The 24,274-nt window shown below is 69.1% G+C and carries 19 protein-coding genes and 1 riboswitch; of the genes, 10 read left to right on the top strand and 9 right to left on the bottom strand.

Features of this window, described 5'->3' with window-relative positions; translation table 11 throughout:
• Positions 1-2,262: a bifunctional SulP family inorganic anion transporter/carbonic anhydrase gene (locus WBG06_RS06775; protein ID WP_336735828.1), complete on the bottom strand. Its 2,262-nt coding sequence runs from the start codon at positions 2,260-2,262 to the stop codon at positions 1-3.
• Positions 2,263-2,397: 135 nt separating this feature from the next.
• Here WBG06_RS06775 and WBG06_RS06770 point away from each other — a divergent pair, with 135 nt between their 5' ends.
• Together WBG06_RS06770 and pcrA are read left to right on the top strand one after the other, a co-directional pair.
• On the top strand, positions 2,398-2,760 hold the full coding sequence (locus tag WBG06_RS06770; protein WP_336735827.1) for a hypothetical protein: 363 nt from the start codon (positions 2,398-2,400) through the stop codon (positions 2,758-2,760).
• A gap of 61 nt (positions 2,761-2,821) precedes the next feature.
• Complete coding sequence (gene pcrA / locus WBG06_RS06765; protein ID WP_336735826.1) at positions 2,822-5,281, top strand: DNA helicase PcrA; 2,460 nt, start codon at positions 2,822-2,824, stop codon at positions 5,279-5,281.
• A gap of 101 nt (positions 5,282-5,382) precedes the next feature.
• Here pcrA and WBG06_RS06760 read toward each other — a convergent pair whose 3' ends face one another.
• Positions 5,383-7,437: a peptidoglycan DD-metalloendopeptidase family protein gene (locus WBG06_RS06760; protein ID WP_336735825.1), complete on the bottom strand. Its 2,055-nt coding sequence runs from the start codon at positions 7,435-7,437 to the stop codon at positions 5,383-5,385.
• Between the two features lie 511 nt (positions 7,438-7,948).
• Here WBG06_RS06760 and sucC point away from each other — a divergent pair.
• Together sucC and sucD are read left to right on the top strand one after the other, a co-directional pair.
• Entirely contained in the window at positions 7,949-9,112 is a 1,164-nt protein-coding gene (sucC, locus tag WBG06_RS06755; protein ID WP_336735824.1) for an ADP-forming succinate--CoA ligase subunit beta, read from the top strand.
• 17 nt (positions 9,113-9,129) lie between these two features.
• Positions 9,130-10,026 (top strand): succinate--CoA ligase subunit alpha, encoded by an 897-nt coding sequence (gene sucD, locus WBG06_RS06750; protein WP_336735823.1) that lies wholly within the window; start codon positions 9,130-9,132, stop codon positions 10,024-10,026.
• Positions 10,027-10,084: 58 nt separating this feature from the next.
• Here sucD and WBG06_RS06745 read toward each other — a convergent pair whose 3' ends face one another.
• Positions 10,085-10,921, bottom strand: a complete 837-nt coding sequence (locus WBG06_RS06745) for a helix-turn-helix domain-containing protein (RefSeq protein ID WP_336735821.1) — start codon at positions 10,919-10,921, stop codon at positions 10,085-10,087.
• 101 nt (positions 10,922-11,022) lie between these two features.
• Here WBG06_RS06745 and WBG06_RS06740 point away from each other — a divergent pair, with 101 nt between their 5' ends.
• Complete coding sequence (locus WBG06_RS06740; RefSeq protein WP_336735819.1) at positions 11,023-11,619, top strand: NADPH-dependent FMN reductase; 597 nt, start codon at positions 11,023-11,025, stop codon at positions 11,617-11,619.
• Positions 11,620-11,672: 53 nt separating this feature from the next.
• Here the strand turns inward: WBG06_RS06740 and WBG06_RS06735 are convergent, their stop codons facing one another.
• The 6 genes from WBG06_RS06735 to WBG06_RS06715 all read right to left on the bottom strand — a co-directional run bounded on the left by WBG06_RS06735 (position 11,673) and on the right by WBG06_RS06715 (position 18,508).
• The gene (locus WBG06_RS06735; RefSeq protein ID WP_336735817.1) at positions 11,673-13,049 is read right to left on the bottom strand and encodes a dicarboxylate/amino acid:cation symporter; all 1,377 of its coding nucleotides are present in this window, start codon (positions 13,047-13,049) and stop codon (positions 11,673-11,675) included.
• 115 nt (positions 13,050-13,164) lie between these two features.
• Positions 13,165-13,455, bottom strand: a complete 291-nt coding sequence (locus tag WBG06_RS06730) for a hypothetical protein (protein ID WP_336735815.1) — start codon at positions 13,453-13,455, stop codon at positions 13,165-13,167.
• A 599-nt stretch (positions 13,456-14,054) separates the two neighbouring features.
• On the bottom strand, positions 14,055-14,477 hold the full coding sequence (locus WBG06_RS26510; protein ID WP_442945412.1) for a peptidase inhibitor family I36 protein: 423 nt from the start codon (positions 14,475-14,477) through the stop codon (positions 14,055-14,057).
• 72 nt (positions 14,478-14,549) lie between these two features.
• Positions 14,550-16,067, bottom strand: a complete 1,518-nt coding sequence (locus tag WBG06_RS06725; RefSeq protein ID WP_336735813.1) for a hypothetical protein — start codon at positions 16,065-16,067, stop codon at positions 14,550-14,552.
• Complete coding sequence (locus WBG06_RS06720; RefSeq protein ID WP_336735811.1) at positions 16,064-16,573, bottom strand: RNA polymerase sigma factor; 510 nt, start codon at positions 16,571-16,573, stop codon at positions 16,064-16,066. The genes WBG06_RS06725 and WBG06_RS06720 overlap by 4 nt, the downstream gene beginning before the upstream one ends.
• A gap of 102 nt (positions 16,574-16,675) precedes the next feature.
• Positions 16,676-18,508, bottom strand: coding sequence for a hypothetical protein (locus WBG06_RS06715; RefSeq protein ID WP_336735809.1), 1,833 nt, complete (start codon positions 18,506-18,508; stop codon positions 16,676-16,678).
• A gap of 156 nt (positions 18,509-18,664) precedes the next feature.
• Between WBG06_RS06715 and WBG06_RS06710 the strand changes: the two genes are divergently transcribed.
• The 5 genes from WBG06_RS06710 (at position 18,665) to WBG06_RS06690 (ending at position 24,272) form a co-directional block, all read left to right on the top strand.
• Positions 18,665-19,927, top strand: a complete 1,263-nt coding sequence (locus WBG06_RS06710) for a cell division protein PerM (RefSeq protein ID WP_336735807.1) — start codon at positions 18,665-18,667, stop codon at positions 19,925-19,927.
• 10 nt (positions 19,928-19,937) lie between these two features.
• Positions 19,938-20,579: a phosphoribosylglycinamide formyltransferase gene (gene purN, locus WBG06_RS06705; RefSeq protein WP_336735805.1), complete on the top strand. Its 642-nt coding sequence runs from the start codon at positions 19,938-19,940 to the stop codon at positions 20,577-20,579.
• 10 nt (positions 20,580-20,589) lie between these two features.
• A riboswitch (ZMP/ZTP riboswitch) is annotated at positions 20,590-20,667 on the top strand.
• 17 nt (positions 20,668-20,684) lie between these two features.
• Positions 20,685-22,295, top strand: coding sequence for a bifunctional phosphoribosylaminoimidazolecarboxamide formyltransferase/IMP cyclohydrolase (gene purH, locus WBG06_RS06700; RefSeq protein ID WP_336735803.1), 1,611 nt, complete (start codon positions 20,685-20,687; stop codon positions 22,293-22,295).
• A 222-nt stretch (positions 22,296-22,517) separates the two neighbouring features.
• A complete protein-coding gene (locus WBG06_RS06695) occupies positions 22,518-23,369 on the top strand; it encodes a calcium-binding protein (protein ID WP_336735801.1) in 852 nt (283 codons plus the stop codon).
• Positions 23,370-23,420: 51 nt separating this feature from the next.
• Positions 23,421-24,272, top strand: a complete 852-nt coding sequence (locus WBG06_RS06690) for a bifunctional methylenetetrahydrofolate dehydrogenase/methenyltetrahydrofolate cyclohydrolase (protein WP_336735799.1) — start codon at positions 23,421-23,423, stop codon at positions 24,270-24,272.
• Positions 24,273-24,274: the final 2 nt, after the last annotated feature.

Genomic DNA, 24,274 nt, shown 5'->3' with positions numbered 1-24,274 from the left:
TCAGGCGGGCTCCGGCGGGCGGGCCTCCATCAGGTGGGCCAGCTCGTCGGTCTCCGCGTCGGTCAGCGTCGCGAACCCGTCGGCACGCAGGATCTGCAGCGTGCCGTCGGAGATGTCCAGGAACAGCCCGACCAGACGTACGTCCCGGCCGGCCAGGAGCTCGCCGAGCCGGTCGATCATCACCGCCACGTTGACCTGCGACACCTGGTCGACCTCGCTCCGGCCGGCAGCGGCAGCGGCGAGCCCGACCGGATGGCCGGTCTGCCACTCCTGGATCGCCGGCGCGGCATGGCGCAGCCAGTCGCCGACCGGCCCGGCGGGGATCTCGCCGGCGCGGGTGCTCTCCAGTGCGGAGGTGATCGCACCACAGCGCGAGTGCCCGCAGACCACGACGGTGTCGATGCCGAGGTCGTCCACCCCGAACAGCATGGCGGCCGCGACCGAGGTGTCGGGGCTGTCGGGCTCGGGCACGAGGTTGCCCATCGTGCGGACGGTCAGCAGGTCGCCCGGCCCGCTGGCCGTGATCAGGTTGGGCACGACCCGCGAGTCGACGCAGGTCAGGAAGACCGCGTGCGGCTCCTGGCCCTCCGCGAGCCCTTCGTAGACCGTACGCAGCGGAGCCGCGTGACGGCGGTGGTATTCACGGACGCCGAGCGCCAGCGGGTGGTGCCGGTCGGAGCGTACGTCCTGCCAGGCGCCCCACGGCAGCAGCCCGCGGGGACTGATCGGCGCAGCCTTGAGCGCCCGTTCCCGCCGAGGCGCCTCGACACCGTGCGGGCCGGAGTGCTCCACGTGCACCGTGCCACCGGCGGTCTCATAGCGAGCCCGCCAGTGGTCGAGCTGGTCGCGTCCGGCCGGATCGAGGTAGTCGACCAGGAGATCGAGCTCGACCAGCTGTCCGTCCGGGATCGCGTAGAGGCGGCTCACCAGGGTGGGCGTCGCCAGGAAGGAGAGGCTGCCGTGCACCTCGACCAGCCACTTCTCGCGGCCGTCGGCGGCGTGGCCGACCTGGCGTACATCGATCCGCACGTGGACCAGGCGCCACAGCACCAGGACGAGTGCGGCGACCAGGCCGATCAGGACGCCCTCGATGAGGTTGAGCGCGAGCACACCGGTGATGGTGAGGGCGTAGATCCACAGCTCGCCGCGAGCGTGCGCCTGGGTGATGTCGGCGGGGCGGACGAGGCCGGTGCCCATCATGATCAGCAGCCCGGCCAGCGCCGCGAGCGGGATCTGCTCGACGAGACCGACCAGGACCAGAGCGAACAGCAGCACCCAGAAACCGTGCAGGATCGCGGAGGCGCGGGTGCGCGCTCCGGCGGCGACGTTCGTGGAGCTCCGCACGATGACGCCGGTGACGGGGAGGCCGCCGAGCGCGCCGGAGGCGCTGTTGGCGAGCCCCTGACCGACGAGCTCGCGGTCGAGGTTGCTGCGCGGACCGTCGTGCAGCTTGTCCACGGCGACCGCGCAGAGCAGGCTCTCGACGCTCGCGATCAGGGCGAAGGTGAGCACCGCGCCGGCGATCGCGAGCGGGGTCCCTTCCGGCAGGGCCACCGAGCCGATCTCCTCGAGCAGGTCGGGGCCGAGCTCGACCCGCGCCGCCCCCGGCAGCCAGGCGGCGGCGAGCAGGGTCATGGCAACGATCGCGACCAGCTGGCCGGGGACCGCGCGGACCCGCTGCGGCAGCCGCGGCCAGAGGATCAGGATGACGATCACGCCGAGCCCGGCCAGCACGGCGTGGATGTTCGGTTCCTGCAGGTTGAGGAAGATGTGCTTGACGTTCTCGATCGCACTGGGCTGTGACGTCCCGCCCAGCGCCACGTTGAGCTGGCCGAGGACGATCGAGATCCCGATCGCGGCGAGCATCGCGCTGACGACGGTGGGCGAGATCGCCAGTGCATACCGCCCCAGCCGGGTGGCCCCGAGCACGATCTGCAGGAGTCCGGCCATCACGGTGATCGCGCAGGTCGCCTCCCAGCCGAACTCGGCGACGGTCTCGGCCACCACGACGGTCATGCCAGCGGCCGGTCCACTGACCTGCAGCGGTGAGCCGCCGAAGATGCCGGCGACGATGCCGCCTGCTGCGGCTGCGATCAGGCCCGCGGCGACCGGCGCCCCTGAGGCGACGGCGATGCCGAGCGAGAGCGGCACGGCGACGAGGAAGACGACCAGCGAGGCGGGTACGTCGAAACGGGCGGTCTGGCGAAGCTGGTCGAGCGGTCGGGATCTGCCCGAGGGCAGGGTCGGGTCAGGTGATGACACGTCAGAATCCTCCGTAAGGAGCCGAGATCGAAAATGGCGGTCGTCACTAGGCTAGACAGGTGTCCAAAACCCGCCGGAGGTCTCCGTGCGGGAGCCGCCTGCCGAGGCCGAGGGATCGGGCTCTAGTCTGTGCCCATGGAGATCGTGCGGCACATTCTGCTCGTCATTCACCTGCTCGGCTTCGCCGCGCTCTTCGGCGGCCTGCTGGTGCAGATCAAGGCCCCTGACAAGGTCGCCAACGGCCTCATGCGAGACGGCTCCGGCACCGCGTTCCTGGCCGGTCTGCTGCTCGTCGGCGTCCTCGAGATGGGCGACGGTCCGGTCGACCACGCCAAGGTCGGCGTGAAGCTCGTGATCGGCCTGGTCATCCTCGGTCTGGTGATGTCCCAGCTCCGCAAGCCCAAGATCTCCGACGCCCTCTACTGGACGATCTTCGGCCTGACGATCGTCAACGTCTGCGTGGCGGTCTTCTGGTCCTCCGCGCACGTCGCTTCCTGACCCACACCCAGGGCCCGCCGACCCGCGACTTGTCGGTGGCGCACTCTAGGCTGGAGCCAGCATGAGTACGCCTGACCAGACCCCTGTTGCGACCATTCCCGGCCTCGAGGCCTTCGCCTCGGCGCAGCCGGCCGACGAGCCGCGTACGAAACGACGTGGCCCGAGCGCCGAGGAGCTCCTCGACGGGCTCAACGAGCCCCAGAAGGCCGCGGTGCAGCACCAGGGTGCGCCGCTGCTGGTCGTCGCGGGCGCAGGGTCGGGCAAGACCCGGGTGCTGACCCGGCGGATCGCGTGGCTGATCTCCCAGCGCGGCGCTCATCCAGGCAGCATCCTGGCGATCACCTTCACCAACAAGGCCGCGGCCGAGATGAAGGAGCGCGTCGAGGCCCTGGTCGGCAAGCGTGCCCGGATCATGTGGGTCTCCACGTTCCACAGCGCCTGCGTCCGGATCCTCCGCAAGGAGATCGACAAGGTCGGGCTCAAGTCCAACTTCTCGATCTACGACGCCCAGGACCAGAAGCGGCTGATGCAGCTGGTGCTCACCGATCTCGACCTGGACCCGCGCCACTACCAGCCGGGCCAGGTGCTCAGCTGGGTCAGCGACCAGAAGAACGAGCTGCGCGACGTCGAGGCGGCCGAGAAGGACGCCCGCAACCACCTCGAGCAGACCTACGTCGCGGCCTACAAGGAGTATCAGAAGCGGCTGCGCCAGGCGAACGCCCTCGACTTCGACGACCTGATCATGTCGACGGTCGAGCTCTTCCGGGCCTACCCGGAGGTGCGCGAGGTCTACCGGCGCCGGTTCCGCCACGTCCTGGTCGACGAATACCAGGACACCAACCATGCTCAGTACGCCCTGGTGCACGAGCTCTGTGCCGACCGGATGGACGACACCGCGCTGACCGACTCCTACACGGAGGACACCCCGCGGGCCGAACCGGCCGAGCTGATGGTGGTCGGTGACGCCGACCAGTCGATCTACGCCTTCCGCGGCGCCAACATCCGCAACATCCTCGACTTCGAGCAGGACTTCCCCGACGCGACCACGATCCTGCTGGAGCAGAACTACCGCTCCACCCAGACGATCCTCACCGCCGCCAACGCGGTCATCAAGCACAACAAGGGCCGTAAGGAGAAGGCGCTGTGGAGCGACGCCGGCAACGGTGAGCGCATCGTCGGCTACGTCGCCGACGACGAGCGCGACGAGGCCCGGTTCGTCTCCGACGAGATCGACAAGCTCGTCGACGGTGGGCTCAAGGCCGCCGACGTCGCCGTCTTCTACCGCACCAACGCCCAGTCGCGGGTCTTCGAGGAGGTGTTCATCCGCACCGGCCAGCCCTACAAGGTCGTCGGCGGCGTGCGCTTCTACGAGCGCAAGGAGGTGCGCGACGCCCTGGCCTATCTCCGCACCCTGGCCAACCCCGACGACCAGGTCTCGCTCCGGCGGATCCTCAACACTCCCAAGCGAGGCATCGGTGACCGCGCCGTGGCCTGCGTCAACGCGCTCGCCGAGCGCGACGGGATGACCTTCTGGGAGGCACTGCAGAAGGCCGAGGACGCTCCCGGCATGGCGACCCGCAGCCTGACCAACATCAAGGCCTTCGTCGCGATGGTCGAGGAGCTGCTGCAGATGGTCGACGCCGGCGAGCGCGCCGACGTCATCCTGGAGACCGTGCTCGACAGGTCGGGCTACCTCGCTGCGCTCGAGGCGTCCGACGACCCGCAGGACGAGACCCGCGTGGAGAATCTCGCCGAGCTCGTCGCGGTGGCCCGTGAGTTCTCCGACGACCCCGTCGCCGCCCCGAGCGCCGACCCGGCCGACGTCGACGCCGGCACAGTAGAACCGGGCCTCGCCGACTTCCTGGAGCGGGTCGCGCTGGTCGCCGACACCGATCAGATCCCCGACGACGAAGACGGCGTGGTCACCCTGATGACGCTCCACACCGCCAAGGGCCTGGAGTTCCCCGCGGTCTTCCTCACCGGCATGGAGGACGGCGTCTTCCCGCACTCCCGGGCCCTCGGCGACGGCACCGAGCTCGAGGAAGAGCGCCGGCTGGCCTACGTCGGGATCACCCGCGCCGAGCAGCGGCTCTTCATCTCACGTGCCGTCGTCCGGTCCGCGTGGGGCGCGCCCTCGCACAATCCCGGCAGCCGTTTCCTCGACGAGCTCCCGGTCGACCTGGTCGACTGGCGCCGCACGGAGAAGGAGATGTCCTCCTGGGGCCGGCCCAACTTCGCCGGCGACAGTTGGGGCGGTGGCCAGCGGCTCGGTCAGCCCACGGCGGCCGGGCGCCGCAACTTCTCCTCGGCAGCGCTGCGTGCGGATGCCGCCTCGAAGTCGAAGCCGGCCCGTGCGGTGCCGTCGCTCGACCCGGGCGACCGGGTCACCCACGACTCCTTCGGGCTCGGCACCGTCGTCACCATCGAGGGCTCGGGTGACAAGCAGGTCGCGAGCATCGACTTCGGCGACACCGGGGTCAAGCGCCTGCTGCTGCGCTACGCGCCGGTCGAGAAGCTCTAGTCACGCCGAGTCGGCCCGTCATGACGTGAAATCGCGCCGAGTCGGCCCGTCTTGACGGGCCGACTCGGCGGAATTTTCGGTCAAGATGAGCCGACTCGGCGTCAGCTGGGATCCACGCCGTGCTCGTTGAGGGCGGCGTCGGGGTCGACGGCGTCACCACCACCGGGGCGGACCTCGACATGGAGGTGGTTGCCGGTGGAGTTTCCGGTGGAGCCGACGTAGCCGATGACGTCTCCGGGGGAGACGGTGTCGCCGACGGAGACGCCGTAGTCGCTCTGGTGGCAGTACCAGATCTCGGTGCCGTCCTCGAGGGTGATGATCGTCCGCTCGCCGTAGGCACCGCCCCAACCGGTCTCGGTGACCGTGCCGCGGGCGATGGCGTGGATCGGGGTGCCGTAGGGAGCCGCGAAGTCCAGACCGGTGTGGGTGCTGGACCAGTTGGAGCCCGAGGATCCGAAGGTGCCGGTGATGCGGTAGACGCCTGCCGGGATCGGCAGCTCCCACATGTTGGACTTGAGGAACTTGTCCTGCTTGTCGGCCTGGACGTCGACGCCTTGGAGCGCCTTCTCACGGTCGCTCGCCGCGGTGTCGGCCTCGGTGCGCTCGTCGCTGCGGCTGACGGTCGCGGAGCGATCACCGACGACGACCATGTCGCTGTCGCCGCCGAGCGCGGTGGCCCCGACGAGGCGTACGTCGTCGGCGGCAACCATCGTCGGACCGCCGGTCAGCGCGATGCCACCGATGGCGGCAGCGAGGGCGGCAGCGCCGGCGGTCATCGGGACCGTCGGACGGCCGCCTGCGGCCGCGGCCGCAGCGCGCCGGGTGCGGGGGCGGGTGGGCCCGCCGATGCCGACCATGGTGCCGGTGGTCTCGACCGCCGGGAGGTCGAGCTCGGGCCGGTAGGTCGCGATCTCGCTGATGCTCGGCAGGTCGATGCTGCCCGTGTCGGCACGGAAGTAGGACTCGGGCTGGTGCGGGTCGCGACCGTAGCCGTCGGTGTAGTCGTCCTGGTAGAACGCCTGGTCGGCCTGCGGTGCCTCGTAGTAGGGCGCGTCAGCCGTGTAGGTCTCGGCCGGGAGGTCGATCGCCATCGAGTCGAAGTCGATCTGCTGCGGCAGCGCCACCGGCGGGGCCGGGAACGACGTCGTGTCGATCTTGAAGGAGGTCGGCGGCGCATCGAACGCCTCCTCGAACCCGCGGGGCTCCTTGACCTCAGGCTGGTGGGCCGGAGCAGGCGGCGGAGTCACCGGAGCCGCCGGGGCCTGGCGGGCCTCGCGGACAGCGCGGATCTTGCCGGTCAACGGGGCGAACGTGTTGGCCATCCGCAGCGGCTTCGGGGTGTGCGCCTCGGCAGGCTCAGAACGCCACGTCGGCTCGGGGACCTCGAAGCTCGGCTCCGGGACGACGGGGGCGATCGGAGCGACAGGGGCGACCGGGGCAGGCGGAGCCACCGGAGCAGCCGGGATGCCACGCGGCGGGGTCTTGGTCGAGACCGCCTTGCTCGCCGCGGCCTTCGCCGGCGCAGCCTTGGTCGGCTGGGTCAGGAACATGGTGAGCTCGGAGGTGGTCATCCCCCCGACGCCGAGGTCCTCGAGCACCTCGGGGGTCACCTTGTCCGGGTCGATGCCCATCGAGGAGAGCAGGTCGGCCAGGACCGGGTCGATCTGGGCTGCCCGTCGCTGCACCGGCACGATCGGCCGGGACGCGGGGGCAGCAGGAGGCGTCGTCGGGAACGAGGCCGGGAAGGAGGAGCCGCCGTCGCCCTCGACGAGAGCGCGCAGCTCACCGGTCGAGATACGGCCGTCGGTGCTGTCTCTGTCGAGGGAAGCGTCGTCGCGGGGGGACCCGACGACCGGCAGCATGCCGGTCTGCTCGAGGACCACGCGGTTGGGCCGGGCCTTGGCGACCGGCTCCTCTGGAGTCTCTGGGGCGGGGGATGGTGTCGCGGTCCCGACGGCGGGGGACGGCGCGGCGCGCCGCTTCCCGACGTAGGAGGTCGATCCGGTCGCTCGCGGGGCAGGCCTGGAGGCAGGGCTGTCGGTCGCCGGCGCTGCGCGCCGCTTCCCGACGTAGCTGCTGCTGCTCGTGGTTGCTCCGGGGGAAGGGGTGACCGAACGCTGAGCGTCACTGGTGACCTCGGCTCGGTGGTTGCCCATCAGTTCATATCTCCGCTGTTCGGGGTTCAGACGGCGAGCCATGACTGTAACGGACCGGAGGGCGCGGTCAAGAAATGTGGCACGCCCGTGTCGCTGATTTCACCTTCGGCGGCTGCGGATTCCGTCGCTGATCTGCACAAATCCGCCAGATTCGGAACTCGATTGCGATTTCACACGTACCGGCGAAATGCGTGTCTTCGGGTCATTTGAGCCTCGATGGGATGTCGATATCCCCGCGTCTCGGGACGGCGGGGCGCCGCGTACGCCTCACAGGCGCCCGGCCGAGGAGGATCAGGCGGTGTTACTCGATGTTGCCGATTTGTGGGCGTCCGTGCGGTGTTTTCGGCGTGGTGGGCCGCTAGTGGCGTACGTCACGTCGTGGGCCCTGGGCTCGTAACCCGGCAACTTCGGGGTCTAAGGTGCTGAACGGACACATCTGAAGACGAGGACGTCGACCGCCGATCCCTGCGGTACGCCGTCCCGTACCGCAACACACAGACCAGGTGGATCAGTGGATCTCATGGAGTACCAGGCGAAGAAGCTCTTCGCCAAGCACGGCGTCGCCGTGACCGAAGGTGTCGTCGTCGAGACGGCTGAGGAAGCCAGGAAGGCCGCTGAGGAGATCGGCTTCTGCGTCGTCAAGGCGCAGGTCAAGGCCGGTGGCCGCGGCAAGGCCGGCGGCGTGAAGCTGGCCAAGACCGCGGACGAGGCGTTCGAGCACGCCTCGAACATCCTCGGCATGGAGATCAAGGGCCTCAAGGTCAACCGGGTGCTGATCACCCCGGCGACCCCGCCGGTGGAGGAATACTACTTCTCCTTCCTGCTGGACCGTTCGAACCGGCAATACCTCTGCATCGCGTCCGTCGAGGGTGGTGTGGAGATCGAGGAGGTCGCCAAGACCAACCCCGACGCCGTGAAGAAGATCGGCATCGACCCCGGCAAGGGCGTCGACGAGGCCAAGGCGCGCGAGATCGCGACCGAGTGCGGCTTCCCGGAGCCCGTCTTCGAGCAGGCCGTCTCGATGATCCAGAGCCTCTACACGGTGTTCACCGAGGAGGACGCGACCCTCGTCGAGGTCAACCCGCTGGCTCGCCTCGAGGGCGACAAGCTGGAGGCCCTCGACGGCAAGGTCTCGCTGGACGAGAACGCCTCCGAGGTGCGCCACGAGGACCACGAGTCCTTCGTCATCCGTGACGAGGAGGACCCGCTCGAGGCCAAGGCCAAGGACAAGGGCCTCAACTACGTCAAGCTCGACGGTCAGGTCGGCATCATCGGCAACGGCGCGGGCCTGGTCATGTCGACCCTCGACGTCGTCGCCTACGCCGGTGAGGCTCACGGCGGCGTGAAGCCCGCCAACTTCCTCGACATCGGTGGCGGCGCCAACGCGCAGGTCATGGCCGACGGTCTCGACGTCATCCTGAACGACGAGCAGGTCAAGTCCGTGTTCGTGAACGTCTTCGGTGGCATCACCGCGTGTGACGAGGTCGCCAAGGGCATCGTCGGCGCGCTGGACATCCTCGGCAACGAGGCCACCAAGCCGCTCGTCGTGCGTCTGGACGGCAACAACGTGGACCTGGGCCGCCAGATCCTCAGCGAGGCCAACCACCCGCTGGTCACCATCGTCGACACCATGGACGGCGGCGCCGACAAGGCCGCCGAGCTGGCCAACGCCTGAGGTCAGGAGAGAGAAACATGAGCATCTACCTCAACAAGGACAGCAAGATCATCGTCCAGGGCATCACCGGCGGCATGGGTGCGAAGCACACCGCGCTGATGCTCGACTCGGGCGCTCAGATCGTCGGTGGCGTCAACGCCCGCAAGGCCGGCACCACGGTGAGCCACAAGGACCACGAGGGCAAGGACGTCACCCTCCCCGTCTTCGGCACGGTCGCGGAGGCGATGAAGGAGACCGGCGCCAACGTGTCGGTGCTCTTCGTCCCGCCGGCGTTCACCAAGGACGCCGCGATCGAGGCCATCGACGCCGAGATGCCGCTGATCGTGGTCATCACCGAGGGCGTCCCGGTCCAGGACACCGCCGAGGTGTGGTCCTACCTGCAGGGCAAGGCGACCCGGATGATCGGCCCGAACTGCCCCGGCATCATCACGCCGGGCGAGTCGCTGGCCGGCATCACGCCGCACACCATCACCGGCAAGGGCCCGGTCGGTCTGGTCTCGAAGTCGGGGACGCTGACCTACCAGATGATGTACGAGCTGAAGGACTTCGGCTTCTCCACCGCCATCGGCATCGGCGGTGACCCGATCATCGGCACCACCCACATCGACGCCCTCGAGGCGTTCGAGAAGGACGACGAGACCAAGGTCATCGTCATGATCGGTGAGATCGGTGGCGACGCCGAGGAGCGTGCCGCGGCCTACATCAAGGAGAACATCTCCAAGCCTGTCGTCGGCTACGTCGCCGGCTTCACCGCTCCGGAGGGCAAGACCATGGGTCACGCCGGTGCGATCGTGTCCGGCTCCGCCGGCACCGCGCAGGCGAAGAAGGAGGCCCTCGAGGCCGCCGGCGTGAAGGTCGGCAAGACCCCGTCGGAGACGGCTGCTCTCGCTCGCGAGATCCTGCAGTCCCTCTGACCTACGTCAGCAGCTGAGTGCCCCGCGACCGGGTTCGGTCGCGGGGCACTTCGCGTCTCTAGACCGCGCGCAGGGCGCCGGAGCGGCGGCGCCGCAGTGCGTCGAGGGACTCGGCGGTGGCGTCGTCGGCCGGCATCAGCACCAGGATCTGCTGGTTGTCGGCGGCCGGGAGTTCGAGCTCCTCGACGTCGAGCCGAAGCTCACCGGCCTCCGGGTGGCGCCAGCGCCATACGCCGCCGTGGGGCTGCTCGTGTCGGTTCAGCCGCTCCGTGAACTCCGGCCCCGCCTGCTCCGAGATGGCGTCGATGAGCCGGCGCGAGGCGCCTGCGGTGGGTCCGCGGTAGAGGTTGGTGACCCGGTCGTCGGCCACGCGGTCCCAGTCGGGGAACGCCTCGCGGGCCCGGGGGTCGAGGAAGACGTAGGTGGTCAGGTTCGGCTCCGCTTCGTCGAGCACGCCGAGCGGGCGCGCCAGCGCCTCGAACCCGGAGGTGTGCGCGAGCACGTCACCGAGCCGGTTGGTGAGCACGGCCAGCCCCGGCTCGAACTGCTCCACGACGGCGCGGGCGCCCGGACGTACCTCACGACCGGAGGAGTAGGCCCCGACGCACTGCCCGCTGGAGGCCATCGCCAGCGCGCGCATGTGCTCGCGGCCCGCGGTGTCGAGGCGCAGCGCGTCCCCGATCGCCCGCAGGACCGGGGGTGAAGGATGGCGGTCGCGACCCTGCTCGATACGGACGAGGTATTCCACGCTGATCCCGGCCAGCGTGGCCAGCTCGGAGCGCCGCAGGCCGGGCGCGCGGCGGCGTACGCCGACCGGGAGACCGACGCTCTCCGGCGTGGTCTGGTCCCGGCGGTCCCTGATGAACGAGCCGAGGGCTCCCGGGTTGGCAGGCATGGCCCAAGCCTACGGGCAGCCGGTGTGCTGAGGGTGGCCCTGCGGGGGCCAGCCTCGGCTCGGTCTCCCGCCGCCCGCCGAGCCGCACGAGGCTGGATGACATGAACGAATCACTACGTATCGCAGTCATCACCGCCAGCGTCCGAGAAGGTCGCGGCGGCCCGATCTTCGGCACCTGGATGGCCGAGCAGACCGAGGCGTACGGCGGTCTCGACGTCGATCTGATCGACCTGGCAGACCATGAGATCCCGTTGTCCCTACCCGCCGAGTCGCCCAAGATGGCCGGCGCCGACTACCCGCGGCCCGAGGGCCAGGGTGACCTGACCGCCGCTCTCGAGGCGGCCGACGGCTTCGTCATCGTCACGCCGGAGTACAACCACAGCTTCCCCGCGTCGTTGAAGTCGGCGCTGGACTGGCACTTCACCCAGTGGCAGGCCAAACCGGTCGCGCTGGTCTCCTACGGCGGCGACAGCGGCGGACGCCACGCCGCCCTGCACCTCGAGAACGTGCTCACCGAGCTGCACGCGCATCCTCTCCAGGCCCGCCTCGCCTTCCCCCGCTACTGGGAGCGCCTCGACGAGGAGGGCCGTCCCGGTGACCCGGAATCGGCCGTGTACGCCAAGGGCATGCTCGCCCAGCTCGCTTGGTGGGCCGAGGCCCTGCGGACCGCCCGCGCCAGGGCTTCCTACCCCGGGTGAGACGACAGCGCCCCGGCAGCCGGATGGCTGCCGGGGCGCTGAATCCCGAGGGCTCAGGCGGCGACGGTCTCCTTGGCGGGCTCGTCGTCGGTCAGCAGGCCCTCCGCGGAGGCGGAGCGGTAGCGGTCGATGTCGAGGATGCCTTCGCGCTTGGCCACGATGGTCGGCACCAGCGCCTGTCCGGCGACGTTGACCGCGGTGCGTCCCATGTCGAGGATCGGGTCGATCGCGAGCAGCAGTCCGACGCCGGCCAGCGGCAGGCCGAGGGTCGACAGTGTGAGGGTCAGCATGACGACCGCGCCGGTGAGGCCGGCGGTTGCTGCCGAGCCGACGACCGAGACGAAGGCGATCAGCAGGTAGTCGGTGATGCTGAGGTCGATGCCGAAGATCTGGGCGACGAAGATCGCCGAGATAGCGGGGTAGATCGAGGCGCAGCCATCCATCTTGGTGGTCGAGCCGAGCGGGACGGCGAACGAGGCGTACTCCTGGGGGACGCCGAGGTTCTTGACCGTCACCTGCTCCGTCACCGGCATGGTGCCCACCGAGGAGCGGGACACGAAGGCGAGCTGGATCGCCGGCCAGGCGCCGCGGAAGTAGGAGATCGGGTTGAGGCCGTTGATCCGCAGCAGCACCGGGTAGACGACGAACAGGACCAGGGCCAGGCCGACGTAGACCGCCACCGCGAACCAGGCCAGCGAGCTCAACGAGTCCCAGCCGTAGGACGCGACCGCGTTGCCGATCAGGCCGAGCGTGCCGATCGGAGCCAGCCGGATGATCCACCACAGCACCTTCTGCACGATCGCGAGGAAGGAGCGGTTGAAGGCGAGGAACGGCTCGGCCTTGTCGCCGGTCTTGAGCGCCGCGATACCGATGGCGAGGGCCACCACGAGCACCTGGAGCACGTTGAAGCTCAGCGCGGTCTCCGCCAGCGGGCTCCCGCCGACCTGCTCGACACTCGTCGATGCCTCGAGGCCGAGGAAATTGCCCGGGATCAGACCCTGCAGGAAGTCGAGCCACGACGCGGACGCGCCGGTCTCCGCCGCATCGGCGGCGCTGACCGCGGTGTTGCTGCCCGGGCGGAAGAGCAGCCCGAGCCCGATGCCGATGGTGACCGAGATCGCCGCGGTGATCGCGAACCACAGCAGCGTCTGCCCGGCGAGCCGGGCCGCGTTGCTCACCGTACGCAGGTTGGCGATCGAAGCGATGATGGCGGTGAAGATCAGGGGTACGACGACGGCCTTGAGCAGCGAGACGAAAGAGCTGCCGATCGTGGCCAGCGTCGTCGTCAGCCAGTTGGCCTCGTCGCCGGCCCCGGGGCCCATCGCCCGGGCGACCGCGCCGAGCGCGACGCCGAGGACGAGACCCAGGATGATCTGGACCGAGAAGGACGGGAGCGGCAGCCGCCGTCGGGCGGTGGAGGTGGTGGACACGAGAGGGCTTCTCCCAGGGTTGGCGCGGGTCAGGGCTCTGCAGTGCCCGAACGCCGTGATGGTGAGATGTCTTCCCCGGATACGTCCGCTGTGATCGGAGTCACCGTCATGAGGCTCAGGTCAGCGCGAGGACGTCGACGCGTGGAAATCCTGAGGCGTCGAGCAGGTGCTCGATGTCGTCCGCGTCGCTGGTGGCGATGACCGCACCACTGACAGAGCTGCGCACGGCGGTCGCCACGACCGTCGCGTCGACGTGGTCGGCGGATCCGCGCCGTGCGCGGGACAGAACTCGACCGACGACTGGCGCCAGCTTCTCGTCGGTTGCGACGACCTTGATGTGCCGGTTGCGGCCGAGGAACGAGCTCACTGCTGCCGCATGGCTGGTCCGAGCGTTCTCGGAGAGCACCGCCGCAGTCGTCGCGCGCGGGTCTTCCTAGATCGTTGCAATCAACTCAGAGTCAGGGTGTTTCCGCGGTTGCTAGAAGTGCTCGTCGCCCGTGCCAACATGGCTGCGCCTGCGCCTATGAGTCGCGAGACCGCATCCGAGTCGAGGACCAGGATCACTCTGACATCCGGCTGTAGTCGCCGCTCGCGTCGTCGGCGCGGACCGAGCCGAAGACTGCGGCCACGCCGCAAGAGTCTCCAGATGGGGCTCGTCAAATGTGTTCGCCAGTTCAGCAACGTAGGTCGTGAGTGCGGCCTGGTCGTCGCGCCGCCGTTTCTCGGCCCGGACCACAGCGTTTACTGTCGCAGAGTGTTCGGCCGGACCACCCTCGAACTCAGCGACAAGATCAGAGTCCAGTGCAATCGCCTTCCGCACCTTCGGAGCCCTCATACCATCATCATATTTTGCTGGGCGATCGGCCTTTCGAAAGACTCAGCGCAGGTCGCCGATGCCGGCTGCGACTCTCGTTCGCGAGAATCTGCGATCCTTCTGATGTAGGCCAGCATCTGAGTGCCCCGCGACCGAACTTGGTCGCGGGGCGCTAAAGCAGCCGCAGCGTCTTAGAGGTAACGATGCGAAGCGTTTTGCTTGTAGAGAGTGCTGTTCAGGTCAGGGCTAGCGCCAGCCGCGATCGTCTGGTAGGCCCCGCCATAGCCAGAGTTGTAGTGGACGCGGACGCTGCGACCAGTGCGATTCCAGACTGATGCGGCCCTGTTTTTGACGCACAAGCCCTGACCCGTGCCACTTCCCTTGAACTCGTAGCAGGTCGGCTGGCTCGTCCCATAGTCAGACACCGAACCAGCGAAGTCGGAAACCGATCCACCCTGGTTGTTGCTGTAGTAAAGGCAGAACTCGCCGACTTCGCAATGCCCGTTCCTCGCTACTGCGGCAGAGGCCGGGCTGATTGCAATGAGGGAGGTGCTGAGTGCAGCCAGGAAAGCGACGATGAGTCCGGCAAGACGATGTGATGACCTACGTGACATCTGTACTCCGATCCGATGGGAACTGTTCTGGCCGAGTATGGCGACATCGGCGATGTCCCGGAGGTATTTCTTCTACTCGTAGGAAAGGCGCTCGGCCGCCGTGGGAAGCATCTGCCGTACCGGCGTACCGCCATCCTCCGCGAGCCAGTTGTAGTCCTGACCACTGACCAGCTGGCTGAGGATGGCGACCCGGTTGCCGCTGAGCACGACGCCCATCTCGAGGAACCAGCCGTCGTTCTCGCGGTCGGCAGGGTCGTACTGCGTCCCGGGCGCTGCCGTGATCGGACCGTAGATCGCGAGCCCGGTGGCGCCCTCTGCCTTGGCTGCCATCGGCACGTTCTCGAACGGGTTGGACTTGAAGCTGTCCGAGCCCTTGGGGTTGCAGCTGTCGAACCAGGTCTGTGCGTCCTCGTACGCCGCTTGGGCCTCCTCGTTGGAGGGGAACTCGGCGATCGTCGCGTTGAGGTACGCGTCGGCGTCGGAGTCGCCGCCCTCGGCGGTCTCGAGGACGAAGTCTCGCTGCATCGATGTGGTGGCGCCGCGCGCTTTCATCGATCCCTGCCAGCAGACGTTACCGAACGGAGCGGCGTCGCCGGCTCGGGTCGACCCGGAGGACTCCACCCAGTCCATGGCGCCGCCGTTGGGGTAGATCGCGTCCTCGCCGGTGAGGAGGTTGCTCGCCGAGAGCGTCGGTTCGGGCGCGTTGCTGGACACCGGCGCCGTGGCGCTGGGATCGGACGACGGCTCGACGGGGCTCTTCACTCCCACCATCCGATGGGCGGCGTTGATAGCCGAGGTCTGCACATCGGTCGGCGGGACGTAGTCCTGTACGCCGCGCTTCCGGGTCATCACCAGCACCCGGTCCTCCGCAGAGACGACGGCCGTGACGATCTCCCAGCGTGCGTTCATGTCGGGGTCGTCGGGCAGGTAGGTGACGACGTCGACGTTGCCGCCCGTGATGACGCCACCTTGGATGGGAAGGTACCCCGCGATCTCCGCGTCGACCGACGAGCATGCGGTGGCCGCCTCGGAGAGCTTCTCGCGTGCCTTCTCGGCCTCGGCCGGCGACGAGAACTCCGCAACTACGGCGCGCAACGTTCCGGCCGAGTCGCTGAGCTCGGCCCCGGGCTCGGGGACGAAGTCACGCCGCACTGTCGCCAGAGCACCCATGTCGGCCAGCGGAGTGGTCAGGCATTCGTTGTGGTCCGACCTCCCCTCCCCGTCGTAGGTCTGCTCCACCATCCACGGCGGGAAGGGGGCGTCGGCGACCACGTCGTCCTCGGTCGGCAGGTGGGCACGGGTGAGATCAGAGGGCGGGGTCGACGCGGGTCCCGAGGGGCTGGGGATGACGTTGCTCGGGGTCTCGCTCGGTGCTGGTGCGGGATCGATGGCCTTGTCGCCGAACCCGGTGGAGAAGAAGATGATCGGCCCAGCGACAGCAGCCGCCACCACGGCAGCGCCGGCGGCAACCGCCGTACGGCGTCTCCGACGGATCTGGTCGCCCCGGCGGCGTACGTCGCTTGCGGACTTCATCGGTACTCCGGGGGTATCGGCGCGGAACTGGTCCAGGCGGGAGATCGGGTCACTCATCGCACGCCTCCTTCCAGTGCTGTGCCAGGTGCTTCGTCCGTGAGCAGGGCGGCCAGGGCGGCACGCCCGCGGGAGAGCCGCGCCTTGATGGTTCCGGTGGGTACGCCCACCTCGGCCGCGACCTGATGGACCGGCAGGTCGGCGATGTGGTGCAGGACGATGGCCTGGCGCTGGGCTTCGGGGAGTTGCTTGAGCGCGGCGACGAGAGCGACGTGACTCTCGTCGATCGCGGGCATCTCCGTCTTCACCCCGACGGCTCTGTCGGCTGCGCGACCGGCGTACTTCTTGCGACGCCAGCGACCCACCGCGAGGCGATAGGCGGTGGTGCGGATCCACGCTTCGGGGTAGTCGACCGAGGACATCTTGCGGCGGTGCGCCCAGGCGCGGGCGAAGGCCTCTTGGACGCACTCGGCGGCCTCGTCGAAGTCGCCGATCATGGCGTAAACCTGAGCGCACACGCGGCGGTAGGACGCGTTGTACAACGCGTCGAACTCATCCTCGTCCATCGCATGCCTCCCCGGGCGGGCGTCGCCGATCCTGGCCCTGTGCCAGTCTCGACGGTTCAGACGCGTGAGGGGAGACTCCGGTTGCATCCGGCGAGGGAAAACTTAGAGATAGTCGAGCCGGTATGCCGCACGCTTGGCGAGCGCGACGAAGTCGGCGTCGCTCATGTCGGCGGCGCCGTCCGGGTTGAAGCTCATCTGGGCGACGTTGGCGCCTCGGCGGATCGCAGCCATCCGGTAGAAGACGGAGGAGTTCTCGAGCTCGACCCGGATGTACCACACCGTGAGCACGCCGTCCTTGATCGGCTCGGTCGCGACCTGGGTGACGTGGCTGCCGAGCTGCTTGTCGCTGCACTTGTCCAGCCGCTTCTTGATCGCGACGTTGAACGCCTGCGCCTCCTGGGCGGAGCCGAACTTGCCGACGGTCTCGGTGAGGCCGAAGGTCTTGGCGAGCTTCTTCTTCGTCTCCGGGATCACGAAGTCGCGCGTCTGCGCCTCGGAGATGCCCTTGACGTTGAACTCGGTGTTGTCGCAGCGGGTCTGGGCCGGGTTGGACTTCGCCGGCTTCGGCTCCGTGCCCTCCCAGGGATCGCCGATGGTGGCCACCGGGGGCAGGTCGGTCTCGTTGATCAGCGCGGGCACCTTGCCGGTGGCGATCGGGACCAGTGTCGTACGCGGTCGCTTGGTCTCCACGCACGCGCCCGCCCCGGGCATCGAGCAGAGCTTGTGGACGGCGGTGCCGAGCATGGTCGAGGTCTTGGCCGCGGTCGTGCTGGACTTGCCGTCGATCTTCACGGTCACGGCGGCGGTGTGCCGGCCGGTCCGCGCGACGCCGTAGGCCACCGCCCGGTTGTTCTCCCAGTCGCGGTAGGTGAACAGCGTGGCCTCGTCGCCGATGCCGGCGACCGACTCGGTGGTCATCAGCTGGTAGCGGGGCTCGGCACATGCGGCGTACCACCCCTGCATCGTCTTGTAGGCCGCAGCCGCCGCCTTCGCGTCGACGGACGACTCGATCGTGGTGCCGGCAGTGGTCACGTTGGCCTTGGCGGCGAACGTGCGGGCCATGCTCGCCACCGGCCGCTTGTCGGCGGAGGTGTCCATCTGGCAGGGGATGGTGAGGCCGGTGCCCTCGAGGTTGTCGGAGGAGATGTCGACGGCCCAGGAGCCGCCGTAGATCTTCGCCACCTCGTCCTCGGTCATCAGGTCCTTGGCGGTCAGCTTCTTGCCGGGGATCTGGCTCGGCTCGATCTCGAACTCCTCGGCCGCCGACTTCATCGAGAGCGTGTTGAGCCGGGGCTCGGTCTCGGCGTCCTGGGTGACGAAGAAGCCGGTGCCGACCAGGGCGGCGATGGCCGCGACCGCGCCGATCGCGGTGTGCACCCGTCGGCGCACCGCGCCGGCGGAGGTGATCGTCGACGCGGTCGGCCAGGGCTGCTCGGTGAGTACGTCGACGAGCGGGTCGAAGATGGACTGCAGCTGCTCCGGGGCGATCCCGAGCTCGTCGCAGATGGCGGCGTTGGCGCCCTGCAGGTCGGTCTCGGTGCGGCTGATCGGGGTGCCGACCTCGCGGGCCAGCTGGGCCAGGTCGACGCTGGTGAGGTGGCCGAGCAGGAAGACCTTGCGGTCGTGGAGCGGCAGGCTGCGCAGCGCGGCGAGGGTGGTGCGGGCCTCCGGAGCGATCGTCTGGTCGCGGTGGAGCAACGGCACCGAGTGGTTGCGGATCGCCTTGGACCAGGCGATCGGGCGGACCCAGTCCTCGCGCTCGAAGTCGTCCATCGGCTTCACCTTGCGCCAGTGGTGCCAGGTGATGACGAGCGCTCCGCGCACGGCGGCCTTGGCGGCCTCCAGGTCCCCGGTCAGGGACCAGGTTTGGAGCAGGAGTCGTCCGCGGACGTCCTGGTAGAACGCCTCGAAGGTCTCGTGATCTGCCGTGGTCATGCCCATGTCAGCGGTCAACTGTAGGTGATTCGATCGAATGAACGGCAATGCCCGCAGATGCACAGACGGGTATCAACAGCTGTGACCAACCCGGGGACCGGACGTGGCGGCGAGTCGCCGAGATCGAGGCGACCGGGCTTGGGAGGATGGGTCGCGATGTCGTCCTTGCTGCCTCCACGCACCCCTGACCGCGGGCGAGTCGCGGACGATCTCCACGATCTCCGCCACCGCCGGCCGCTGGTCGCGGTCGCCCTGCTGGGCGGCATCGGCACCGCGGCCGCCACGCTGGTGGTGTGCCTGGCGATCGGCATCCTCGGCTGGTTCATCAGCGACATGGGAGCCCACGGCGAGCCGTCGGACGCCCTGCGTGTCGCTGCGCTCGGGTGGCTGATGGGCCACGGTTCGGGTGTGTTCGTCTCCGGAGTCGCGATCACGGTCATCCCGCTCGGGCTGACCCTTGTCCTCGCCTGGGCCATGTGGCAGGTCGCGATCCGGGTCGGCGACTCGGTCTCGCTGCACGGTCCCGACGCCAACGCCCTCGCCGACGGCGAGCGGGACCTGACGGTGCCGGCCGTGGCCGGGCTCTTCGCGCTCGGCTACACCGCCACCGCGGTGGCGACCGCCGTGATCGCCGGCACGCCGGAGACCTCGCCGAGCATCATCGGCGTCTTCGCCTGGTCGGTCGGGCTCTGCGTGGTCGTGGCTCTGCCCGCGATCGCGGTCGGATCCGGCCGGGCGGCACTGTGGATCACCCTGCTGCCGCGCGCCGCCGTCGACGTACTCGTGATGGTCCGGTCGATCCTGTTGTGGTGGATCGCGGTCAGCACCCTGGTGTTCTTCGCGGCCCTCTTCACCGACTTCACGACCTCGGTCAACGTCGTCTCCCAGCTCCACCTCGACGTCGGCGGGATCATCCTCTACTCCCTGCTCGCCGTCCTCGTGCTACCCAACGCGGTGCTCTGCGCCAGCGCGTACGCCCTCGGGCCGGGTTTCTCCGTCGGCATCGGCACCACCGTGACGCCCACCGCGGTCACCCTCGGCCCGCTGCCGATGTTCCCGATGCTCGCCGCGCTCCCCGACAACGGCGCCCCGCCCGCCTGGGTCGCCGCGGTGATGGCGCTCGGTCCGCTGACCGCCTTCTGGGCCGTGTGCCGGGTGAGCCGGGTCCGGCCCACCCTGCGCTGGTCCGAGGGTGCGCTCCGCGGCGTCAGCGCCGGCGTGGTCGCCGGGCTGCTCGTCGCCATCGCCTCCGGCATCGCCGGCGGTGCCGTCGGCCCCGGCCGGATGCTCGACGTCGGGCCCTACGCCGGCCAGGTGCTCGTCAACGCCATCGCCTTCTTCGGTCTCGCCGGTCTCCTCGCCGGGCTCACGATGACCTGGTGGCACCGGCGTTCCCTTCCGGCAGACCCGGGAGCCTAGAGTTCGCAGCATGTCGCTCAACCGATCGTCTCGAGCTCCGCTTCGACTGCGGATCGTGGTCCTCGTGTCCGGCTCGGGCACCAACCTCCAGGCCCTTCTCGATGCTTGTGCCGACCCGGAGTACGGGGCCGAGGTCGTCGCGGTCGGGGCCGACCGCGACGGGATCCAGGGGCTGACCCGGGCGACCGACGCGGGGATCCCGACCTTCGTGCACCGGGTCAAGGACTTCGGGTCGCGCGAGGAGTGGGATGCGGCGCTGGCGGAGTCGGTGGCGGCGTACGAGCCTGATCTGGTGGTCTCCGCCGGCTTCATGAAGCTCGTCGGAGCTGCCTTCCTCGACCGGTTCGGGGGGAAGACGCTCAACACCCACCCGGCGCTGCTGCCGAGCTTCCCGGGGATGCACGGGGCTCGGGACGCGCTCGAGTATGGCGTGAAGGTCACCGGGGCGACGCTGTTCATCGTCGACGCCGGGGTCGACACCGGGATGATCATGGCCCAGGGGACGGTGCCGGTGGAGGACGACGACACCGAGGAGACGCTGCACGAGCGGATCAAGGTCGTCGAGCGCTCGATGCTCGTCGAGTCCGTCGGAAGGATCGCTCGCGAGGGCTACACCGTGGACGGCCGGCGGGTTCGATTCGGGCGCGCCTGAACGGTTAGACTGACGAGCACACGACTGGCGCAGGTGGGGGACCACCGGGGAGTGTAAAGAGACGGCATCGACCGCCTGGGTGCCCCTCATCGAATTCATCGACCGATGGGGAGTGTGGCTGTGCAGGACCAGGCAGTGCAGGACAAGATTGGCATCAAGCGGGCCCTGGTGTCCGTCTACGACAAGACCGGTCTCGAAGACCTGGTCCGCGGGCTCCACGACGCCGGTGTGGAGCTCGTGTCGACCGGCGGCTCGGCCGCGCTGATCGAGAAGCTCGGCCTGCCGGTGACCAAGGTCGAGGAGCTGACCGGATTCCCGGAGTGCCTCGACGGCCGCGTGAAGACGCTGCACCCGCGCGTGCACGCCGGCATCCTCGCCGACCGCCGTCTTCCGGAGCATGTCGCCCAGCTCGAGCAGCTCGAGGTGGAGCCGTTCGACCTGGTGGTCGTCAACCTCTACCCGTTCGCCGACACCGTCGCGTCCGGCGCCGGCGAGCAGGACTGCATCGAGAAGATCGACATCGGTGGCCCCTCCATGGTCCGCGCCGCCGCCAAGAACCACGCCTCGGTCGCCATCGTCACCGACGGCGCCGACTACGCCCGCGCGCTCGAGGCCGCCCAGGCCGGTGGCTTCACGCTCGCCGAGCGCCAGCAGCTCGCCGCCAAGGCGTTCGTGCACACCGCGACGTACGACGTGCAGGTCGCCTCGTGGATGGGCAACGTGCTCACCGACACCTCCGACGGCTCGGGTTTCCCGGCGTGGGCGGGCGCGACCTGGGACCGCCAGGCGGTGCTGCGCTACGGCGAGAACCCGCACCAGCCGGCCGCGCTCTACCGTTCGGGCTTCGGTCCGGGTGGGCTGGCCGCCGCCGAGCAGCTGCACGGCAAGGAGATGTCCTACAACAACTACGTCGACACCGACGCCGCTCGCCGCGCCGCCTACGACCAGGGTGACCAGCCGACCGTCGCGATCATCAAGCACGCCAACCCGTGCGGCGTCGCGGTCGGCGCGGACGTCGCCGAGGCCCACCGCCGCGCCCACGAGTGCGACCCGGTCTCCGCGTTCGGCGGCGTGATCGCCACCAACGTACCCGTCTCGAAGCAGATGGCCGAGCAGGTCGCCGAGGTCTTCACCGAGGTGATCGTCGCGCCCGGTTACGAGGACGGCGCCGTCGAGATCCTGCAGGGTAAGAAGAACATCCGCATCCTCGTCGCCGAGCCGCTCGCGACCTCCGGTGTCGAGACCCGACCGATCAGCGGCGGCCTGCTGATGCAGCACACCGACACGTTCCAGGCCGAGGGCGACGACCCGGCCAACTGGACCCTGGCCACCGGTGAGGCCGCCGACGAGGCGACCCTGGCCGACCTGGCGTTCGCCTGGAAGGCCGTACGCGCCGCGAAGTCCAACGCGATCCTGCTCGCCCGCGACGGTGCTGCGGTCGGCATCGGGATGGGCCAGGTCAACCGCGTCGACTCCTGCCGCCTGGCCGTCGAGCGGGCCAACACCCTCGCCGAGGGCGCCGAGCGTGCCCGTGGCTCCGTCGCCGCCTCCGACGCCTTCTTCCCCTTCGAGGACGGCCCGCAGATCCTGATCGACGCCGGCGTCAAGGCGATCGTCCAGCCCGGCGGCTCCATCCGCGACGAGCTCACCATCAAGGCCTGCGAGGCTGCCGGCGTGACGATGTACTTCACCGGCACGCGTCACTTCGCGCACTGACAGCACCACGGGTGAGGGTCCGACCTTGTGAAGCGTTCACAAGGTCGGACCCTCTGTCGTAGTCCCCGCAGGCACCTCTGTCAGTGATCGCTTGGGCCGATCATCATCACAGCGCAGACGAACCTGGAAACGACGGGTAACACCGCAGACGTACGCCGGACCGAAACGGGTCGACGGCCCTATGTTCAGCCCTCCATCCCTTCAGCTTGAAAGAGGCCGGGCATGATCCGCCGTACTGCCGTTGTCGTCACCGTCGTAGCCGCGATCGCGCTCCCCGCGGGACTCGCCCTGAATTCGGCGAACGCGGCCCCGTCCTGCGACGGGAGGGCTGCCACCATCGTTGGCACGGCGGGCGCGGACAGGCTCGTCGGCACCGCTGGCGACGACGTGATCTTCGGCGCGGGCGGTAACGACGTGATCTTCGGCAAGGCGGGGAACGACCTCATCTGTGGCGGTGCCGGGGACGACACGATCAGCGGTAACCGCGGTGAGGACCGGGTCTTCGGAGGGCTCGGCGCTGACCAGATCGACCACGGTTCCAGCGGCTATGAAGGCGCCGACAGGCTCTTCGGTGGTGAGGGAAACGACACCGTCTTCGGACAGTCGGCCGGTGACGTCGTCTACGGCGGCGACGGACGCGACTGGATCCACCTGTGGGGCGGCGTAGGCCACGGTGGTCCTGGCGCCGACGGGATCGGTGTCGCCAAGGGCAAGGCCTATGGAGACTCCGGCAACGACAAGGTCGAACCTTACGGAAACGGCGCTCGACTCGTTGGTGGTACGGGTGCGGACACTCTCATCTTCGGCGGGGTGGACAGTGGTGGCGCCCGCGTCGACCTCGCAGCCGGCACCGGCCGTTCCTTGACGCTGCCCGGCGCGACTTCGGGGGCGTTCGACTTCACCTTCACCGGGGTAGAGAACTTCGATGGCACCGGCTACCGCGACATCGTCTACGGAACGGCCGGAGCCAACGTGCTCGATGGCGACGGTGGCCGGGACACCGTCTACGGGCGGGCCGGAAGCGACGCCTGTCGGGCTGAGGTCAAGTACGGCTGCGAGCGGCTGATTCCCTGACGCCCGTGGGCCTCCGCAGACGACACATCGGTGGACCCTAGGATGGTCACCGTGACTGCACAGAAGCTGGACGGCACCGCCACCCTCAAGACGATCAAGGCCGAGCTGGCCGACAGGGTGCAGAAGTTGAAGGCCGCGGGCATCACGCCGGGCCTCGGGACCGTACTGGTGGGCGACGATCCGGGCAGTCGGTGGTACGTCAACGCCAAGCACAAGGACTGCGCCGAGATCGGCATCGAGTCGATCCGGGTGGATCTGCCTGCGACCGCGACGCAGGCGGAGGTGGAGGCGGAGATCGACCGCCTCAACGCAGACCCCGCATGCACCGGCTTCCTCATCCAGCAGCCGACCGGCCTGGACGAGTTCGCGCTGCTCTCCCGGGTCGCTCCGGAGAAGGACGTCGACGGTCTGCACCCGCACAACCTCGGCAAGCTGGTCCTCGGTGAGGACGGTCCGCTGCCGTGCACCCCGGTGGGCTGCATCGAGCTGCTGCGTCGTCACGGCGTCGAGATCAACGGCGCCGAGGTGGTCGTGGTCGGTCGTGGGCTGACCGTCGGCCGACCGCTGGGCCTGCTGCTGACCCGCCGTAGCGAGAATGCCACCGTCACGCTGTGCCACACCGGCACCCGTGACCTGGCCGCTCACACCCGCAACGCCGACATCGTGGTCGCGGCCGCGGGCGTTCCGGGCATCATCACGAAAAACATGGTCAAGCCCGGCGCGGCCCTGTTGGACGTCGGAGTCTCCCGAGTCGACGGTAAGATCGCAGGAGACCTGGCCGAGGACGTGTGGGACGTGGCTGGTTGGGTGTCGCCGAACCCGGGTGGGGTGGGTCCGATGACACGGGCCATGCTGCTCTCCAATATCGTCCTCAGCGCCGAGAAGGCTCTCGAAAGGCTCTGACA

This window comes from Nocardioides sp. CCNWLW239 (assembly GCF_037137035.1).
In the GTDB taxonomy this organism is placed as follows: Bacteria; Actinomycetota; Actinomycetes; order Propionibacteriales; family Nocardioidaceae; genus Nocardioides.
Note: the sequence above shows the minus strand (reverse complement) of the source record. Positions and strands in the feature narration are given on the sequence as shown.